This window comes from Streptomyces sp. NPDC008139, from assembly GCF_042957025.1.
GTDB lineage: Bacteria > Actinomycetota > Actinomycetes > Streptomycetales > Streptomycetaceae > Actinacidiphila.
This window is the reverse complement of the sequence record NZ_JBIBHM010000001.1, coordinates 76,961-89,819: the sequence shown is the minus strand read 5'-3', so window position 1 is coordinate 89,819 and position 12,859 is coordinate 76,961. Positions and strand designations below refer to the sequence as shown.

The following is a 12,859-nucleotide window of genomic DNA, read 5'->3' as shown; positions in this document are numbered from 1 at the left end:
GTCCGTCTTCCGTCCTAGTCGCTGTTCCGGCTCAGCCGCGCGTACACACCGGAGAATCCGGCCAGCACCAGCAGCAGGAAAAGGCCCAGCGCCGCGGCGCTTCCGAAATTGTTGTAGCGGAACGCGTACTGGTAGACCATGTACACGACCGTCGTGGTGGAGTTCTCCGGGCCGTTGCCGCCGGTCAGCAGATAGACGTTGGTGAACTCCTGCATGGTCGCCACGATCTGGAGCAGCAGCATGAGTGAGAGCACCATGCGGGTCTGCGGGATCGTGACGTGCCAGATCTTGCTGAACAGCCCGGCTCCGTCCAGGTCGGCGGCCTCGTACAGCTCGCCGGGGATGTTCTGGAGCGCGGCCAGATAGATCAGCGTGGCGCTTCCCATGCTCATCCAGGTGGCCGCGATCACCACCGAGATCATCGCCGTGTGCGACGAGTCCAGCCATGCGGAGGTCGGCAGGTGCAGGGTCTTCAGAATGTGATTGAAGAGCCCGTACTCCGGGTTGTAGAAGTACTTGAACAGCAGCACACCGGCGACCGGAGGAAGCATCACCGGCAGGTACACCAGAATGCGCAGATACGCCTGTGCGTGCCGCAGTTCATTGAGCAGGATCGCCACGAAGAACGGCACGATGAAGCCGATCACCAGCGCGTACACCGTGAATTGCAGGGTGTTGCGCCAGGCCGTCCAGAAATACGGGTCGTGGTAGACCTGCTTGAGATTGTCGAAGCCCACCCAGGTGGTGACACCGCGCTTGGTCTTCTGGAAGCTCATGATGAACTCGCGGACCATCGGGTACCACGAGAAGAACCCGAAGCAGAGGACCGCGCCGATCAGAAAGCCGTACGCCTGGACATTCTGCCGGACTTTACGGCTCAGGCCGGAACGGCGCTGCGTTCCCTCGGGCTGACCAACGGGGCGCCCGGCGTGGCGCCTACTCGATTTCTCGGGGACGGTTGTCGCCGCCATGGGTGCTCCTCGACTGAAGTGATGCGTCGGGCCGGTACCGCTGAGCGGGGGCCGGTCGCCGGACCGGCCCCCGCGGGCTGTCGTTACTGAGAGGCGGCCAGGAGGCTGTTGACCTGGGACTCGGCAGTGGAGAGCAGCTTGGAGACGTCAGCGTTCTTGTTGGTCAGAACACCGGACATCACCGTGTCGAGCACGGTGTAGATCTTCTGGGCGTTCGGCGGCTCGGGCTTCACGGGCACCTGGGCGTCGACGTACGTCTTGAAGTTCTCGACCGGGACGGTCGCGTTCGCGGCCTTGGTGGAGTTGTCCTTGTCCTTCGACGCGCCGGTGAAGAAGAAGGGCTGCGGGAGACCGACGGGCAGGCCGTCCGTCTTGTTCCGCGGGTAGTTGAACTGGCCCTTCTCCAGGGTCAGGTACTTGAAGTTGATCCAGGCGATGCCGGCCTTGATCTGGTCCGGGGAGGACGACTTCTTGAACATGTAGTCGGCGCCGCCGAACAGCGAGGTCTTGCCGCCGGGGATCGGGGCCATGCCGAGGTCCTCGAACTTGGCCTTGTACTGCTGGACGACCAGCGGGATGTCGTCGGGAGCGCCGACGTACATGCCGACGACGCCGGTACCCATCGCCTTCTGGACGTCGCCCCACTCCTTGCCCGGGGTGGCGGGCATGCTGTTGTCCGTCCAGCGCATGTCGTGCAGCGTGGTCAGCAGGGTCTTGGCGCTGTCGTCGTTGAACGTCGCCTTCTTGCCGTCCTCGGACACCATGGTGCCGCCGAGGCCGTACAGCTCGGACGTGAAGTGCCAGCCGCCCTGGTTGCCGCCGGCGTTCTCGATGAAGCCGTGGATGCCCTTGCTGCCGAGCTTGTCCTCGATCTGCTTGGAGGCGGCGCGGACGCCTTCCCAGGTGGTGGGCGGGTTGTTCGGGTCCAGACCGGCGTCCTTGAAGATCTTCCGGTTGTAGATCAGGCCCATCTGGTAATTCGAGGTGGGCAGACCGTACAGCTTGCCGCCGTCCTTGAGGACGTCGAGGACACCGGGGTCGATGTCCTTGAGGTTCGGGACCGTCTTGTCGTTGACGTATTCCGTGATGTCGGCCGCCTGACCGGCGTCCAGCACCTGCTGGAGGTCGGTCATGTACGTGTAGAACGCGTCGGTCTGGCTACCGCCCTGGAGCTGGGCGGTGAACTTGGCCGGGTCCTCGCAAGGGAACGCGTCCTTGCTGTTGACCGTGACGTTCGGGTACGTCTTGTTGAACTCGGCGACGTCGTCGATCCACTGCTGGCGCTCGGCCTTCTTCGTGGTCGGCGGCTCACAGTCGACCGTGATCGACACCTTGGTCTTCGGGTCCAAGGGGGTGCCGGCGCTGCTGGAGCTGCTGCTGGCCTTCGTTCCCGGGTCATCCTTCTTGTCGTCGCTGCTGGAACACGCGGCAGCGGACAATCCGATGCCCGCGACCAGCGCGACCGCCACCAGTCTGCGGTAGCCGATTCTGCTCATGATCAAAACCCTTTCCCCTGAACCACTGCGCGTCGTTGGACTGCGATCTGGGACCCCCGCGGCACATGGTGCACGTGATGCTCGGCGCAGCTGCACGCCGCCGTTTCGGGTTGGCTCAACGTACTTAACCCGATAGATGTCCGCAAGATGTCGCGCGAATTTCGCAAAGACACGACTTGGTTACGACGTCGGACGGCCCACAAGTGGAAGCGGGGTCACCGGCCGTGGGCTTGCGGACGGACCGTGGCGGCCCCTCCGCGGCCCCTCCGCGGCCCCTCCGCGGCCCCGGCACGGGCCGGGTCGGAGGGGGTCGCCCGCGGGCCCGAGAGGGTCGCCCGGCGGGCCCCAGGGGGCCGCGGCGGCCGGGTGACCGCGGGTGACCGCGGGTGGTCGCGGGTGGTCGCGGATGGCCGCGACGGGGAGCGGCGGTCGGGCGCCGGGTCGGGCGCCCGGTCGGCGGGTCGGCGGGTCTCCGGGGGAGCGGGCGGCGGCGCCGGGGCGGGAGCACGGCTCTGCGCCCCGGCGCCGCGGTGGCATGACTCAGCTCGGGCCGAGCCCCGGGGCGGGCTCGGGCCCGGCTCTGGTTCCGGCTCAGGCCCAACTCAGGCCCGGTCGGGCCCCCGCCCGGGTCCTTCTCGGGTCTCGGCCCCGGGCGGGGTCTGCGGTGACTCGTGGTGCGGGGTCAGACGTTGGCGCGGGCCTCCGGGTGGGGGAGGCGGGAGGGGTGCGGGGCGGGACCGGTGGAACCGCGTACTACCAGTTCCGGTTCGAAGAACAGCTCGTCGTGGTCGACCGACGCCCCGCTGATCTCTCCGGCCAGCAGATCCACGGCCGCCCGGCCCATCGCCTCGATCGGCTGCCGGACGGTGGTCAGCGGCGGCTCGGTGCAGTTCATCAGCGACGAGTCGTCGTAACCGATTACCGACACGTCCTCCGGCACCGAGAGCCGCCGTCTGCGGGCCGCCCTTATGGTGCCGAGTGCCAGCAGGTCGCTCGCGCAGATGAAGGCCGTGATGCCGCGCGCGAGCAGCCTGCTGGCCGCCGCCTGGCCGCCCTCCAGCGTGAACAGCGCGTGCTCGACGGTCACCGACGGGTCGACCCGGCGGGCGGCGGCGAGCTTGCGGCGCGACGGTACGTGGTCGGGCGGGCCGAGCACGAGGGCTATCCGCTGATGGCCGAGCGAGATGAGGTGGTTCATCGCCTGCTCGACCGCGACCGCGTCGTCACAACTGACGCGCGGGAAGTCGAGATGGTCGATGGCCGCGTTCATCAGCACGGTGGGCAGATTGCGCTCGGCCAGCCGCGCGTAGTGGTCGTGCGGTGACTCGGCCTGGGCGTAGAGCCCGCCGAAGAAGACCACGCCGGAGACATGCTGCTGGAGCAGCAGTTCCACGTAGTCGGCCTCGGAGACGCCGCCCGCGGTCTGGGTGCACAGCACCGGGGTGAAGCCCTGCTGCGCCAGCGCGCCCCCGACCACCTCGGCGAAAGCCGGGAAGATCGGATTTTGCAGCTCGGGCATGACCATGCCGACCAGCCGGGCGCGTTCCCCCCGGAGCTGGGTGGGCCGTTCGTAACCGAGCACGTCAAGAGCGGTGAGGACCGCCGCCCGGGTTCCGTCGGAGACGCCAGGCTTCCCGTTCAGCACGCGGCTGACGGTGGCCTCACTCACCCCGACCTTCTTTGCCACCTCGGCAAGTCGTCGTGTCATGGCGTCGATTCTAGTACAGGTGGCGCAAGTTTCTTGCGGTGAATTTGCGAGATCTCTGCAAGTCATCCAAATTTTGCGAAATCCAATCGACATCTTGCTGTCTCATGCATGACATATCTAGGGTGTGCGTCACCTCTGTGACTCCAGTCAGAAGGGACACCCCCCACCCCATGGACAACAGACGTCGTTCCACGGCCTGGTTGGCTTCCGCCACCGCGGCGGCCGTCGTCGCGGGCGGGCTCGCGCTCGCCGTGACGGCCCAGTCGGCCAGCGCCGCCCCCTCCGTGTCGACCGTCTCGCCCTTCGCCGTGAGCGGAGGCGCGAGCGTCCCGTTCACCGAGTACGAGGCCGAGGCCGCCGCCACCAACGGCTCGGCGGTCGGCCCCGACTACACCCAGTCCACCGTCGCCTCCGAGGCGTCGGGCCGCCGCGCGGTCAGCCTCAACGGCCAGGGCAAGTACGTCGAGTTCACCCTGACCGCCCCGGCCAACGCGGTGGATGTCGCCTACAACCTGCCGCGCGGCGCCTCAGGCACCGTCTCGGTCTACGTCAACGGCACCAAGATCAGCCAGAAGCTGACGGTCACCGCGCAGTACAGCTACGTCGACACGTCGTGGATCGCCGGCTCCAAGACCCACCACTTCTTCGACGACTCGCGGATCAAGCTGGGCCAGAATCTGGCCGCCGGCGCCAAGGTCAAGCTCCAGCTCGACGCGGGCGACACCGGCCAGGCCACCATCGACGTCGCCGACTTCGAGCAGGTGGCGGCGGCGGCGAGCGCGCCGGCGAACTCCATATCCATCGTCAGCAACGGCGCCGACGCCACCGGGGGCGCCGACTCCACCAGCGCCGTCAACACGACCATCGCCCAGGCGAAGTCGCAGGGCAAGGAGGTCTGGATCCCGTCCGGTGACTTCAAGCTGGGCTCCACCATCCAGGCCGACGGCGTCACCATCCGAGGCGCGGGCAACTGGTACTCCGTCCTGCACAGCTCGCACCTGATCGACCAGACCAGCGCGAGCGGCAACACCAAGCTGTACGACTTCGCCGTCTTCGGCGAGGTCAGCGTCCGAAACGACGGCTCGCCCGACAGCTTCATCACCGGCAGCCTCGGCCCGAACTCGGTGGTCTCCGGGATCTGGGTGCAGCGCGAGAAGTGCGGTCTGTGGCTGACCGGCAACAACAACAACCTCGTGGTGCAGAACAACCGCATCCTCGGCACCACCGCCGACGGCCTCAACCTCGACGGCAGCGCCAACGGCGTCCAGGTGAAGAACAACTTCCTGCGCAACCAGGGCGACGACAGTCTCGCCATGTGGTCGCTCGGCGCGCCCGACACGGGCAACACCTTCAGCAACAACACCATCGTGCAGCCCAACCTGGCCAACGGCATCGCGATCTACGGCGGCAGCAACAACACCGTCTCCAACAACGTGATCGCCGACACCAACGCGCTCGGCGGCGGCATCGCCATCTCCAACCAGGCGTTCCTCCAGCCCTTCAACCCGCTGTCCGGCACCGTCACGGTCTCCGGCAACACCCTGATCCGTACCGGCGCGCTGAACCCCAACTGGGGCCACCCGATGGGTGCGTTGCGCGTCGACAGCTACGACTACGCGATCAACAACGACATCCGGATCAGCAACACGACCTTCATCGGCAGCCCGTACAGCGACTTCGAGTTCGTCTCCGGCGGCGGCCACGGCTACACCATCAACGGCGTCACCGTCAGCGGCGCGACGGCCGGCAACACCGGCACCGTCGTGGTGCAGGCCGAGACGCCCGGCTCCGCGACCTTCACCAATGTGACGGCCACCGGCACCGGCGCGACGGGTACGTACAACTGCTCCTACCCGGCGAACCTGCCCGCCTTCACCATCAACCGCGGTGCGGGCAACAGCGGTTGGGACAGCAACTGGAACGACTGCTCCACCTGGCCGCAGCCGGGCTCGGGCAACCCGACCACCCCGCCGACCACGCCCCCCACCACCCCGGCCTCCGGCAACCTGGCCCAGGGGCACCCGGCCTCCGACACCGGTCACTCCGATGTCTACGTCGCGGGCAACGCGGTGGACGGCAACGCCAACAGCTACTGGGAGAGCACCAACAACGCCTTCCCGCAGTCGCTGACCGTCGACCTCGGCGCGGCCAGGACCGTCGGCCGGGTCGTCCTCAAGCTCCCGCCCGCCACGGCGTGGGCCACCCGTACCGAGACGCTGAGCGTCCTCGGCTCCACCGACAACAACACCTACAGCACGCTGAAGTCGTCCGCGGGCTACACCTTCAACCCCGCGAGCGGGAACACCGTCACCATCCCGGTGACTCCCGCGAGCGCCCGCTACGTACGGCTGACCATCACCGGCAACACCGGCTGGCCCGCGGGCCAGATCTCCGAGTTCGAGGTCTACTCCTCGTAACGTGAGGGGTCGCGCGCCGGGCGGCGGTCCTCCGACAGGAGGCCGCCGTCCGGCGTTTCGCCGTTCTCCTGGAGGTGCAGCGCGCGCAGCGCGATCTCGGTGGCGAACCGGTCGTCGGGGCGGGCGAGTTGGTCGCCGAAGGCGCGGTCGAGGATACGGATCCGGTAGCGCACGGTCTGCGGGTGCACGCCGAGTTGGTCGGCGATCTGCGCCGCGGTGCCGCGGGTGGTCAGCCAGATCCGCAGGGTGTCGATCAGCCGGGCGCGCTGGGTCGCGGTCAGCCCGACCAGCGGCCCGAGATAGCGCTTGGCGATCTGCGCGACGAGCGCGGGATCGCCCAATAACCACAGCGGCAGCAGATGGTTCTCGCTCATCGCCACCGAGTCGTCGTCGATGATCCCGGCGTCGGCCAGCGCCAGCGTGTGCCGGGCCCAGCGCAGCGAATCCGCGGCCTCGCTCAGCGAGGTGGTCAGCCCGACCGCCGCCCGGCAGCCGTTGAGCGCCGCGTGCAACCGCTCCCGCCGCTCGTCGGTGAACGGCCCCGGCACCAGCAGATGCGGTTCCGGGTCCGCGAAGTCCATCAGGATGTCCTTGTCGAGCGCCGCCCCGGCCGGACGCGTGTCGGGGGCGACCGCGATCAGCGTCACCTCCTCCGGCAGCGGCCAGGCCGAGTGCTCGGCCAGTTCCGCCAGCGCGCTGCGGGCCACCGAGGCGCCGTTGAGAATCCGCCGCAGCAGCCGGCGGCGGCGATTGTCGGGCTCCTCGCCCAGTTCCGCCATCGCCTGCACATAACCCTCGCGGGAGAGTTCGGCGAGATCGCCCATGTACGCGAAGAGCGCGTCGGCGAAGGTCAGCATGAAGGACGCCGACAGGTTGTAGCGGCGGCCCACGCTGCGCACCCGGCGCAGCGCCACCTGGCAGCCGATGCGGTACGCGGCCTGGAGGTTGTCCAGGCTGCGGCCCTCGTACGCCTCGAAGCGGCCGAACTGGCGGCACAGGTCGTCGCGGAGCGCGGTGGTCGCGGTCGGCGCGGCCACCCGGTCGACGAAAGTGGCGATGCTCTGCTCGATACCGATTTTGATCACCCGGGCGTTCGGGCCCTCCAGCAAGTGGCCGTATTCGGGGATCGTGGTGACGATTTCTGTGGCCATCTCTTTTAAAAGGCTGGGGAGTTCCGGCCGCATGATGGCGGCGAACTCCCGTGGAATCGGACCGATTGATTCCGCCTGCTCCGGCGTCTGCCGCGTTACGGTCATGTCCGTACCCCCCTCCCGCGACGGCCCTGCTGGCCGGTGAACCGGTGAAGTGGTGTGCCACGCATGGTAGCCGCGGGCAACCTCGCTGCAACATAGACCAATCGCGTACGGAACGCAGCACCTTGCACACGGAAACGTGTCAGGCCCGCGACGGTGGGCGACGGCGACCGATGGCCATGGTTGCACTCCGGGTGATCGTCCCTCGCGCCGGCCGATGCGCGCACCGCGCGGCCGACTTGCTCACTTGCTTATAAAAAATCCCGGCGCACTGTTGCTTCCGTGACAGAAAAATACCCGAGAGTAGGGTCCGCCGGAGAATCTTGGCCGGGATTATTGCGCCTCCGGGTTACCCGTGCGTAACGTCCTGCTCCGCAAGGGCAACCGAGCGGAATCGGTGCCACGTTCCAGGTAGTGAGTCGTAACCGAATTCCCCTTCCCGCCACACATGGAAGACGCGGAAGCCGGTTTATCAGGTACGTCATCTCCCAGGAAGGATCAGCCCGTGCACAAGCTCTCCAGGACCGCCAAGGGAACCATGGTCACCGGTGCCGCGATGGCGGCGGCGCTCGGCCTCGCGGTCAGCCCGGCCTCGGCCGTCACGTACACCGTCTCGGGCAGCTCGTCGACCGGTGCGATCACCGCGACGGCCACCACGCCCACGCTGACCGACACCACCACGGGCACCAAGCTCACCTGCACCTCGTCGGCGGCCACCGCCACCGTGACCAACGGTTCGCACGGCGGCACCCTCGGCACCATCAACACCGTCTCGTGGAACACCTGCAAGGTCGGCGGCATCACCTTCTCCGTCGCCGCCCAGGGCACCCCGTGGACGCTGACCGGCACCGCCGCCACCACGTCCGCGGGCGTCACCACCGGCACGCTGAGCGGCGTCAAGGCCACCCTGTCCGGCCTGTGCAACGCGACCTTCGCCGACCCCAGCGGCGTGGGCAACGGCGCCACCCTCAACGCCACGTACACCAACTCCACCCACACGCTGGCCATCACCGGCGGCACCCTCAAGGCGTACAACGTCTCCGGTCTGTGCCTCGGCCTGATCAACAACAACGACCTGGCCACCTACTCGGCCGGCTACGTCGTGACCCCCACGACGCTGAACGTCGTCTCTCCCTGAGCCCCGCCCCTCGCGTAACCCCGGCCGCCGCGACCGCTGAAGCCCGCGCCGGCCGAACCGGGACCCCGGACCGCCGCAGTGGCGGCCGGGGTCCCGAACACGCACTGGAGGACAAAACTCCGCTTGTGTTTTGTCATTCGGTGACAGGAAATCCGCCCCGGTCCACGCCGTCGAATATTCGTCCGGTCGATCACTTGTGGGGCCTTATTACTCGACCGTAATGTCCTGCGTCGCCGACGCCTGCCTGAGGAGTTCCGTAATGAGGGGTGCCGTGAAGCCGCGCCGCGCGGTGCGGTTCGCCGCTGTCGTAGCGGCGGCGCTCCTGGCCGGACTGCTGCCAGGACCCGACTCCGCGGCCAGCGGCCCGGACGGCAAGGTGACCCTCGGATACGCGTGCGCCTTCCCCGCCGGTACGGCCGCCGGCGGCTCCGGCGGCACCGACAAGGCCGTCGTCCAGGACGTCACCGTCGCGCTGGTGCAGAACTACCCGGACACCGCCGTGGTCGGAAAGCCCATCCAGCCAGGCGACCTGACGGCGACGGTCACCATGCCGCGGGCCGGCGCCGAGGCGCTGCTGCCCGCCGGCACCACCGCCCTGACCGGCGCCGCGAGCCTCACCGCCCATGTCGCGCAGGGCACTTCGCGAGCGGACGCCGTATGGCCGGGACTGACCGCCCCCTCGACACCGCTCAAGGGCGACGGGGACCTGGTGCTCACCTTCGGCGGCGCGGTGCCGCCGCTGACGGTCACCGCGTCCGGCGAAGTGCGCTTCACCGCAGGGGAGTTGGGCCTCAAGCTCAGCCCCGTGACCGACCCCGCGTCCGCACCGCCCGACTCCCCGAGCACCGGCACCGACAGCGCGTCCGGCACCGACAGTGCGTCCGGCACCGACAGCGCGACCGGCACGGCCGCGGACTCCGCCGGTACGGGCCAGGCCGCCAAGGACGCCGCCGACATCATCGGCACCTGCGCCCCCAAGCCCGACCAGGGCGACCTCCTCGGCACCGTCTCCGTCCCCGGCGCCCCCGGCGGCTCCTCGGGACCCGGCCACGTCACCGCGCCCGGCGGCTCCTCGGCCGCCGCCCCCACGGCAGGCACCGGCTCCCGCGCGGGCGTCGGCAAGACCGGCAAGGGCGCGGGCGACGGAGCCCCCGACACCGCCCGGTCCGACGGCCGCAACACCATCACGCTGGCCTCGCCCCCGCACTCCGGCGTGCACGACTGCGAGGACCCGCCGGAGGGCGACACCGACCCCGCGATCATGGACTCCATTCCCCGGCCGTCCAACGCCGTCCGCAGCCCCGGCCCCGGCGACCCGCCGTTCCCCCCGTACTCCCAGTGCGGTTACGTCACCGGCTACTCCAACGTCTTCAAGCTCAAGGGCGCCGCGGTCATCAACGACCTCACCAAGAAGCCGACCCGCGTCACCGTCGTGCAGAAGAGCATCTGGACGGAGTTCACCGACCCCGACCCGCTCAAGCAGTACTTCGAGATCGACTCGATCGCGAAGCTGGCCCTGCCGCCGTCCGACACCACCTTCCTGACCTTCGGGTTCGTGCCGGTCACCGCCCGGATGGAACTCCTCCCCAAGGGCCTGATGACCGTCGTCACGGTCGGCACCAGCAACCTCGGCACGATCACCACCAGCACCATCTACGGCAAGCAGGAACTGCGGCTGTCCGACGTCAAGGTCAACGGCGTACCGCTGGACGTCGGCGCCAACTGCCGCGCGTCGGCGCCGCTGGACGTCAAACTCGTCGGCTACGACCGCAGTTCACTGACCGGCCGCCCGACCGGACCCACGGACTACGGAGTGCAGGACGGCGGGCCGCTGGCCCAGGACGACCTCTACATCCCCCCGTTCACCGGCTGCGGCAGCCACGGAGAGAACCTGAATTCCCTCTTCACCTCGGCGATATCGGGGCACGGCAATTCACTGAATCTCATCCAGGGACCGCTGTGCGTGCCCATCGCGGCCTCGGGATGCGATCCGGAGATCGCCTTTCCCGAACCGCCCCACCACTGATCAGCTCCGGGAGGTGCAATGGGAATCGAAGTGATCGTCGAAGGACTCACCAAGTCCTTTGGTACGCAGAACGTCTGGCAGGACGTCACGCTCACACTGCCGCCCGGTGAAGTCAGCGTGATGCTCGGCCCTTCCGGAACCGGCAAGACGGTATTCCTGAAATCGCTCATCGGCCTGCTCAAGCCCGAACGCGGCCGGGTGCTCGTCGGCGGCGTCGACATGGTGAACAGCCCGGAGCGCGACATCTACGAGGCGCGCAAGATGTTCGGCCTGATGTTCCAGGACGGCGCGCTCTTCGGGTCGATGAACCTCTTCGACAACATCGCCTTCCCGCTGCGCGAGCACACCAGGAAAAAGGAGTCCGAGATCCGCCGCATCGTCATGGAGCGGGTCGACATGGTCGGCCTCCTCGGTGCCGAGGGCAAACTGCCGGGCGAGATATCCGGCGGCATGCGCAAACGCGCGGGACTCGCCCGCGCCCTGGTGCTCGACCCGCAGATCATCCTGTGCGACGAGCCCGACTCCGGCCTCGACCCGGTCCGCACCTCGTTCATCTCGCAGCTCCTCATCGACCTCAACGCCCAGATCGACGCGACGATGCTGATCGTCACCCACAACCTCGACATCGCCTCGACCGTGCCCGACAACATGGGCATGCTCTTCCGCCGCGAACTGGTCGCCTTCGGCCCCCGCGAGCTGCTGCTCACCAGCAACGAGCCGGTCGTACGGCAGTTCCTCAGCGGACGCCGCGACGGACCGATCGGGATGTCGGAGGAGAAGGACGAAGCGGCCCTGGCCCGCGAGCAGTTGAACGGCCGCGAGCTGCCGGCGGCCCCGCGCCGCGTCGCGCCGCAGCTCGAACCGTCACCCGGACTGCCGCCCCGGCAGGCGGTGCAGCGCCGCAGGGCCCGCGTCCTGGCCATGTGGGACCAGCTTCCGGCCGCGACCCGCGAAGCCGTACAGGCCGGACTCGTCCCCGTCCAGGGGGAGCCCGCATGACCGCGCCCGTACGGGTCCCGGGACCGGGACCCGAGCCGACCCCGCCGCGCCCCGAACGCGTCACCGTGCCGCGCCGCCCGATCCCCGGCACCGGCGCACTGCGCGAGACCGGGCAGCTCATGACGCTCGCCGCCACCACCGTGCGCGACACCTTCCGCAGGCCGTTCCAGATGCGCGAACTCATCGAGCAGTTCTGGTTCGTGGCCAGCGTGACGATCCTGCCCGCCGCCCTGGTCTCGATCCCCTTCGGCGCCGTCATCGCCCTGCAAGTCGGCTCACTGGCACAGCAGTTGGGCGCCCAGTCGTTCACCGGCGGCGCCAGCGTGCTGGCCGTCATCCAGCAGGCGAGCCCGCTGATCGTCGCGCTGCTCATCGCGGGCGCGGGCGGCAGCGCCATCTGCGCCGACCTCGGCTCGCGCAAGATCCGCGAGGAACTGGACGCGATGGAGGTGATGGGCGTCTCCCCGGTGCAGCGGCTGATCGTGCCGCGCGTCCTGGCGACGATGCTCGTCGCGGTCTTCCTCAACGGCCTGGTCTCGGTCGTCGGCACCGCGGGCGGCTACTTCTTCAACGTCATCGTCCAGCACGGCACCCCCGGCGCGTACCTGTCCAGCTTCTCCGCGCTCGCCCAGCTCCCCGACCTGTACATCAGCGAGATCAAGGCCGTGATCTTCGGCTTCATCGCGGGCATCGTCGCCGCCTACCGCGGCCTGCATCCCAAGGGCGGCCCCAAGGGCGTCGGCGACGCGGTCAACCAGTCCGTCGTCATCACCTTCCTGCTGCTGTTCCTGGTGAACGTCGTCCTGACCGCGATCTACCTCCAGCTCGTCCCGCAGAAGGGAGCCTGAGCG

Annotated in this window: 9 protein-coding genes; 5 read left to right on the top strand and 4 right to left on the bottom strand. The window is 68.7% G+C overall.

Annotated features, from left to right (window positions below):
• Positions 1-14 precede the first annotated feature (14 nt).
• The 3 genes from ACFZBB_RS00395 to ACFZBB_RS00385 all read right to left on the bottom strand — a co-directional run bounded on the left by ACFZBB_RS00395 (position 15) and on the right by ACFZBB_RS00385 (position 4,175).
• Positions 15-971: an ABC transporter permease subunit gene (locus ACFZBB_RS00395; RefSeq protein WP_391116324.1), complete on the bottom strand. Its 957-nt coding sequence runs from the start codon at positions 969-971 to the stop codon at positions 15-17.
• An 83-nt stretch (positions 972-1,054) separates the two neighbouring features.
• Positions 1,055-2,467 (bottom strand): extracellular solute-binding protein, encoded by a 1,413-nt coding sequence (locus ACFZBB_RS00390; protein WP_391116322.1) that lies wholly within the window; start codon positions 2,465-2,467, stop codon positions 1,055-1,057.
• Positions 2,468-3,149: 682 nt separating this feature from the next.
• The gene (locus ACFZBB_RS00385; protein WP_188279764.1) at positions 3,150-4,175 is read right to left on the bottom strand and encodes a LacI family DNA-binding transcriptional regulator; all 1,026 of its coding nucleotides are present in this window, start codon (positions 4,173-4,175) and stop codon (positions 3,150-3,152) included.
• 170 nt (positions 4,176-4,345) lie between these two features.
• Between ACFZBB_RS00385 and ACFZBB_RS00380 the strand changes: the two genes are divergently transcribed.
• A complete protein-coding gene (locus ACFZBB_RS00380; protein ID WP_391116320.1) occupies positions 4,346-6,592 on the top strand; it encodes a discoidin domain-containing protein in 2,247 nt (748 codons plus the stop codon).
• On the opposite strand, the gene ACFZBB_RS00375 is transcribed toward ACFZBB_RS00380, so the two are convergent.
• Positions 6,580-7,848 (bottom strand): helix-turn-helix domain-containing protein, encoded by a 1,269-nt coding sequence (locus ACFZBB_RS00375; protein ID WP_391116318.1) that lies wholly within the window; start codon positions 7,846-7,848, stop codon positions 6,580-6,582. The two genes, ACFZBB_RS00380 and ACFZBB_RS00375, sit on opposite strands and share 13 nt — an antisense overlap.
• Positions 7,849-8,350: 502 nt before the next feature.
• Between ACFZBB_RS00375 and ACFZBB_RS00370 the strand changes: the two genes are divergently transcribed.
• The 4 genes from ACFZBB_RS00370 (at position 8,351) to ACFZBB_RS00355 (ending at position 12,856) form a co-directional block, all read left to right on the top strand.
• Positions 8,351-8,983 (top strand): hypothetical protein, encoded by a 633-nt coding sequence (locus ACFZBB_RS00370; RefSeq protein WP_391116316.1) that lies wholly within the window; start codon positions 8,351-8,353, stop codon positions 8,981-8,983.
• A gap of 259 nt (positions 8,984-9,242) precedes the next feature.
• A complete protein-coding gene (locus tag ACFZBB_RS00365; RefSeq protein WP_391116314.1) occupies positions 9,243-11,009 on the top strand; it encodes a DUF6801 domain-containing protein in 1,767 nt (588 codons plus the stop codon).
• 18 nt (positions 11,010-11,027) lie between these two features.
• Entirely contained in the window at positions 11,028-12,008 is a 981-nt protein-coding gene (locus ACFZBB_RS00360) for an ATP-binding cassette domain-containing protein (protein ID WP_355334456.1), read from the top strand.
• Positions 12,005-12,856, top strand: a complete 852-nt coding sequence (locus tag ACFZBB_RS00355; RefSeq protein ID WP_188279770.1) for an ABC transporter permease — start codon at positions 12,005-12,007, stop codon at positions 12,854-12,856. Before ACFZBB_RS00360 ends, ACFZBB_RS00355 begins: the two co-directional genes overlap by 4 nt.
• Positions 12,857-12,859 lie beyond the last annotated feature (3 nt).

Coding starts and splice junctions, on each gene's coding strand:
- ACFZBB_RS00365 (WP_391116314.1), top strand. CDS start 9,243: ATGAGGGGTGCCGTGAAGCCGCGCCGCGCGGTGCGGTTCGCCGCTGTC.
- ACFZBB_RS00390 (WP_391116322.1), bottom strand. CDS start 2,467: ATGAGCAGAATCGGCTACCGCAGACTGGTGGCGGTCGCGCTGGTCGCG.
- ACFZBB_RS00375 (WP_391116318.1), bottom strand. CDS start 7,848: ATGACCGTAACGCGGCAGACGCCGGAGCAGGCGGAATCAATCGGTCCG.
- ACFZBB_RS00380 (WP_391116320.1), top strand. CDS start 4,346: ATGGACAACAGACGTCGTTCCACGGCCTGGTTGGCTTCCGCCACCGCG.
- ACFZBB_RS00360 (WP_355334456.1), top strand. CDS start 11,028: ATGGGAATCGAAGTGATCGTCGAAGGACTCACCAAGTCCTTTGGTACG.
- ACFZBB_RS00385 (WP_188279764.1), bottom strand. CDS start 4,175: ATGACACGACGACTTGCCGAGGTGGCAAAGAAGGTCGGGGTGAGTGAG.
- ACFZBB_RS00355 (WP_188279770.1), top strand. CDS start 12,005: ATGACCGCGCCCGTACGGGTCCCGGGACCGGGACCCGAGCCGACCCCG.
- ACFZBB_RS00395 (WP_391116324.1), bottom strand. CDS start 971: ATGGCGGCGACAACCGTCCCCGAGAAATCGAGTAGGCGCCACGCCGGG.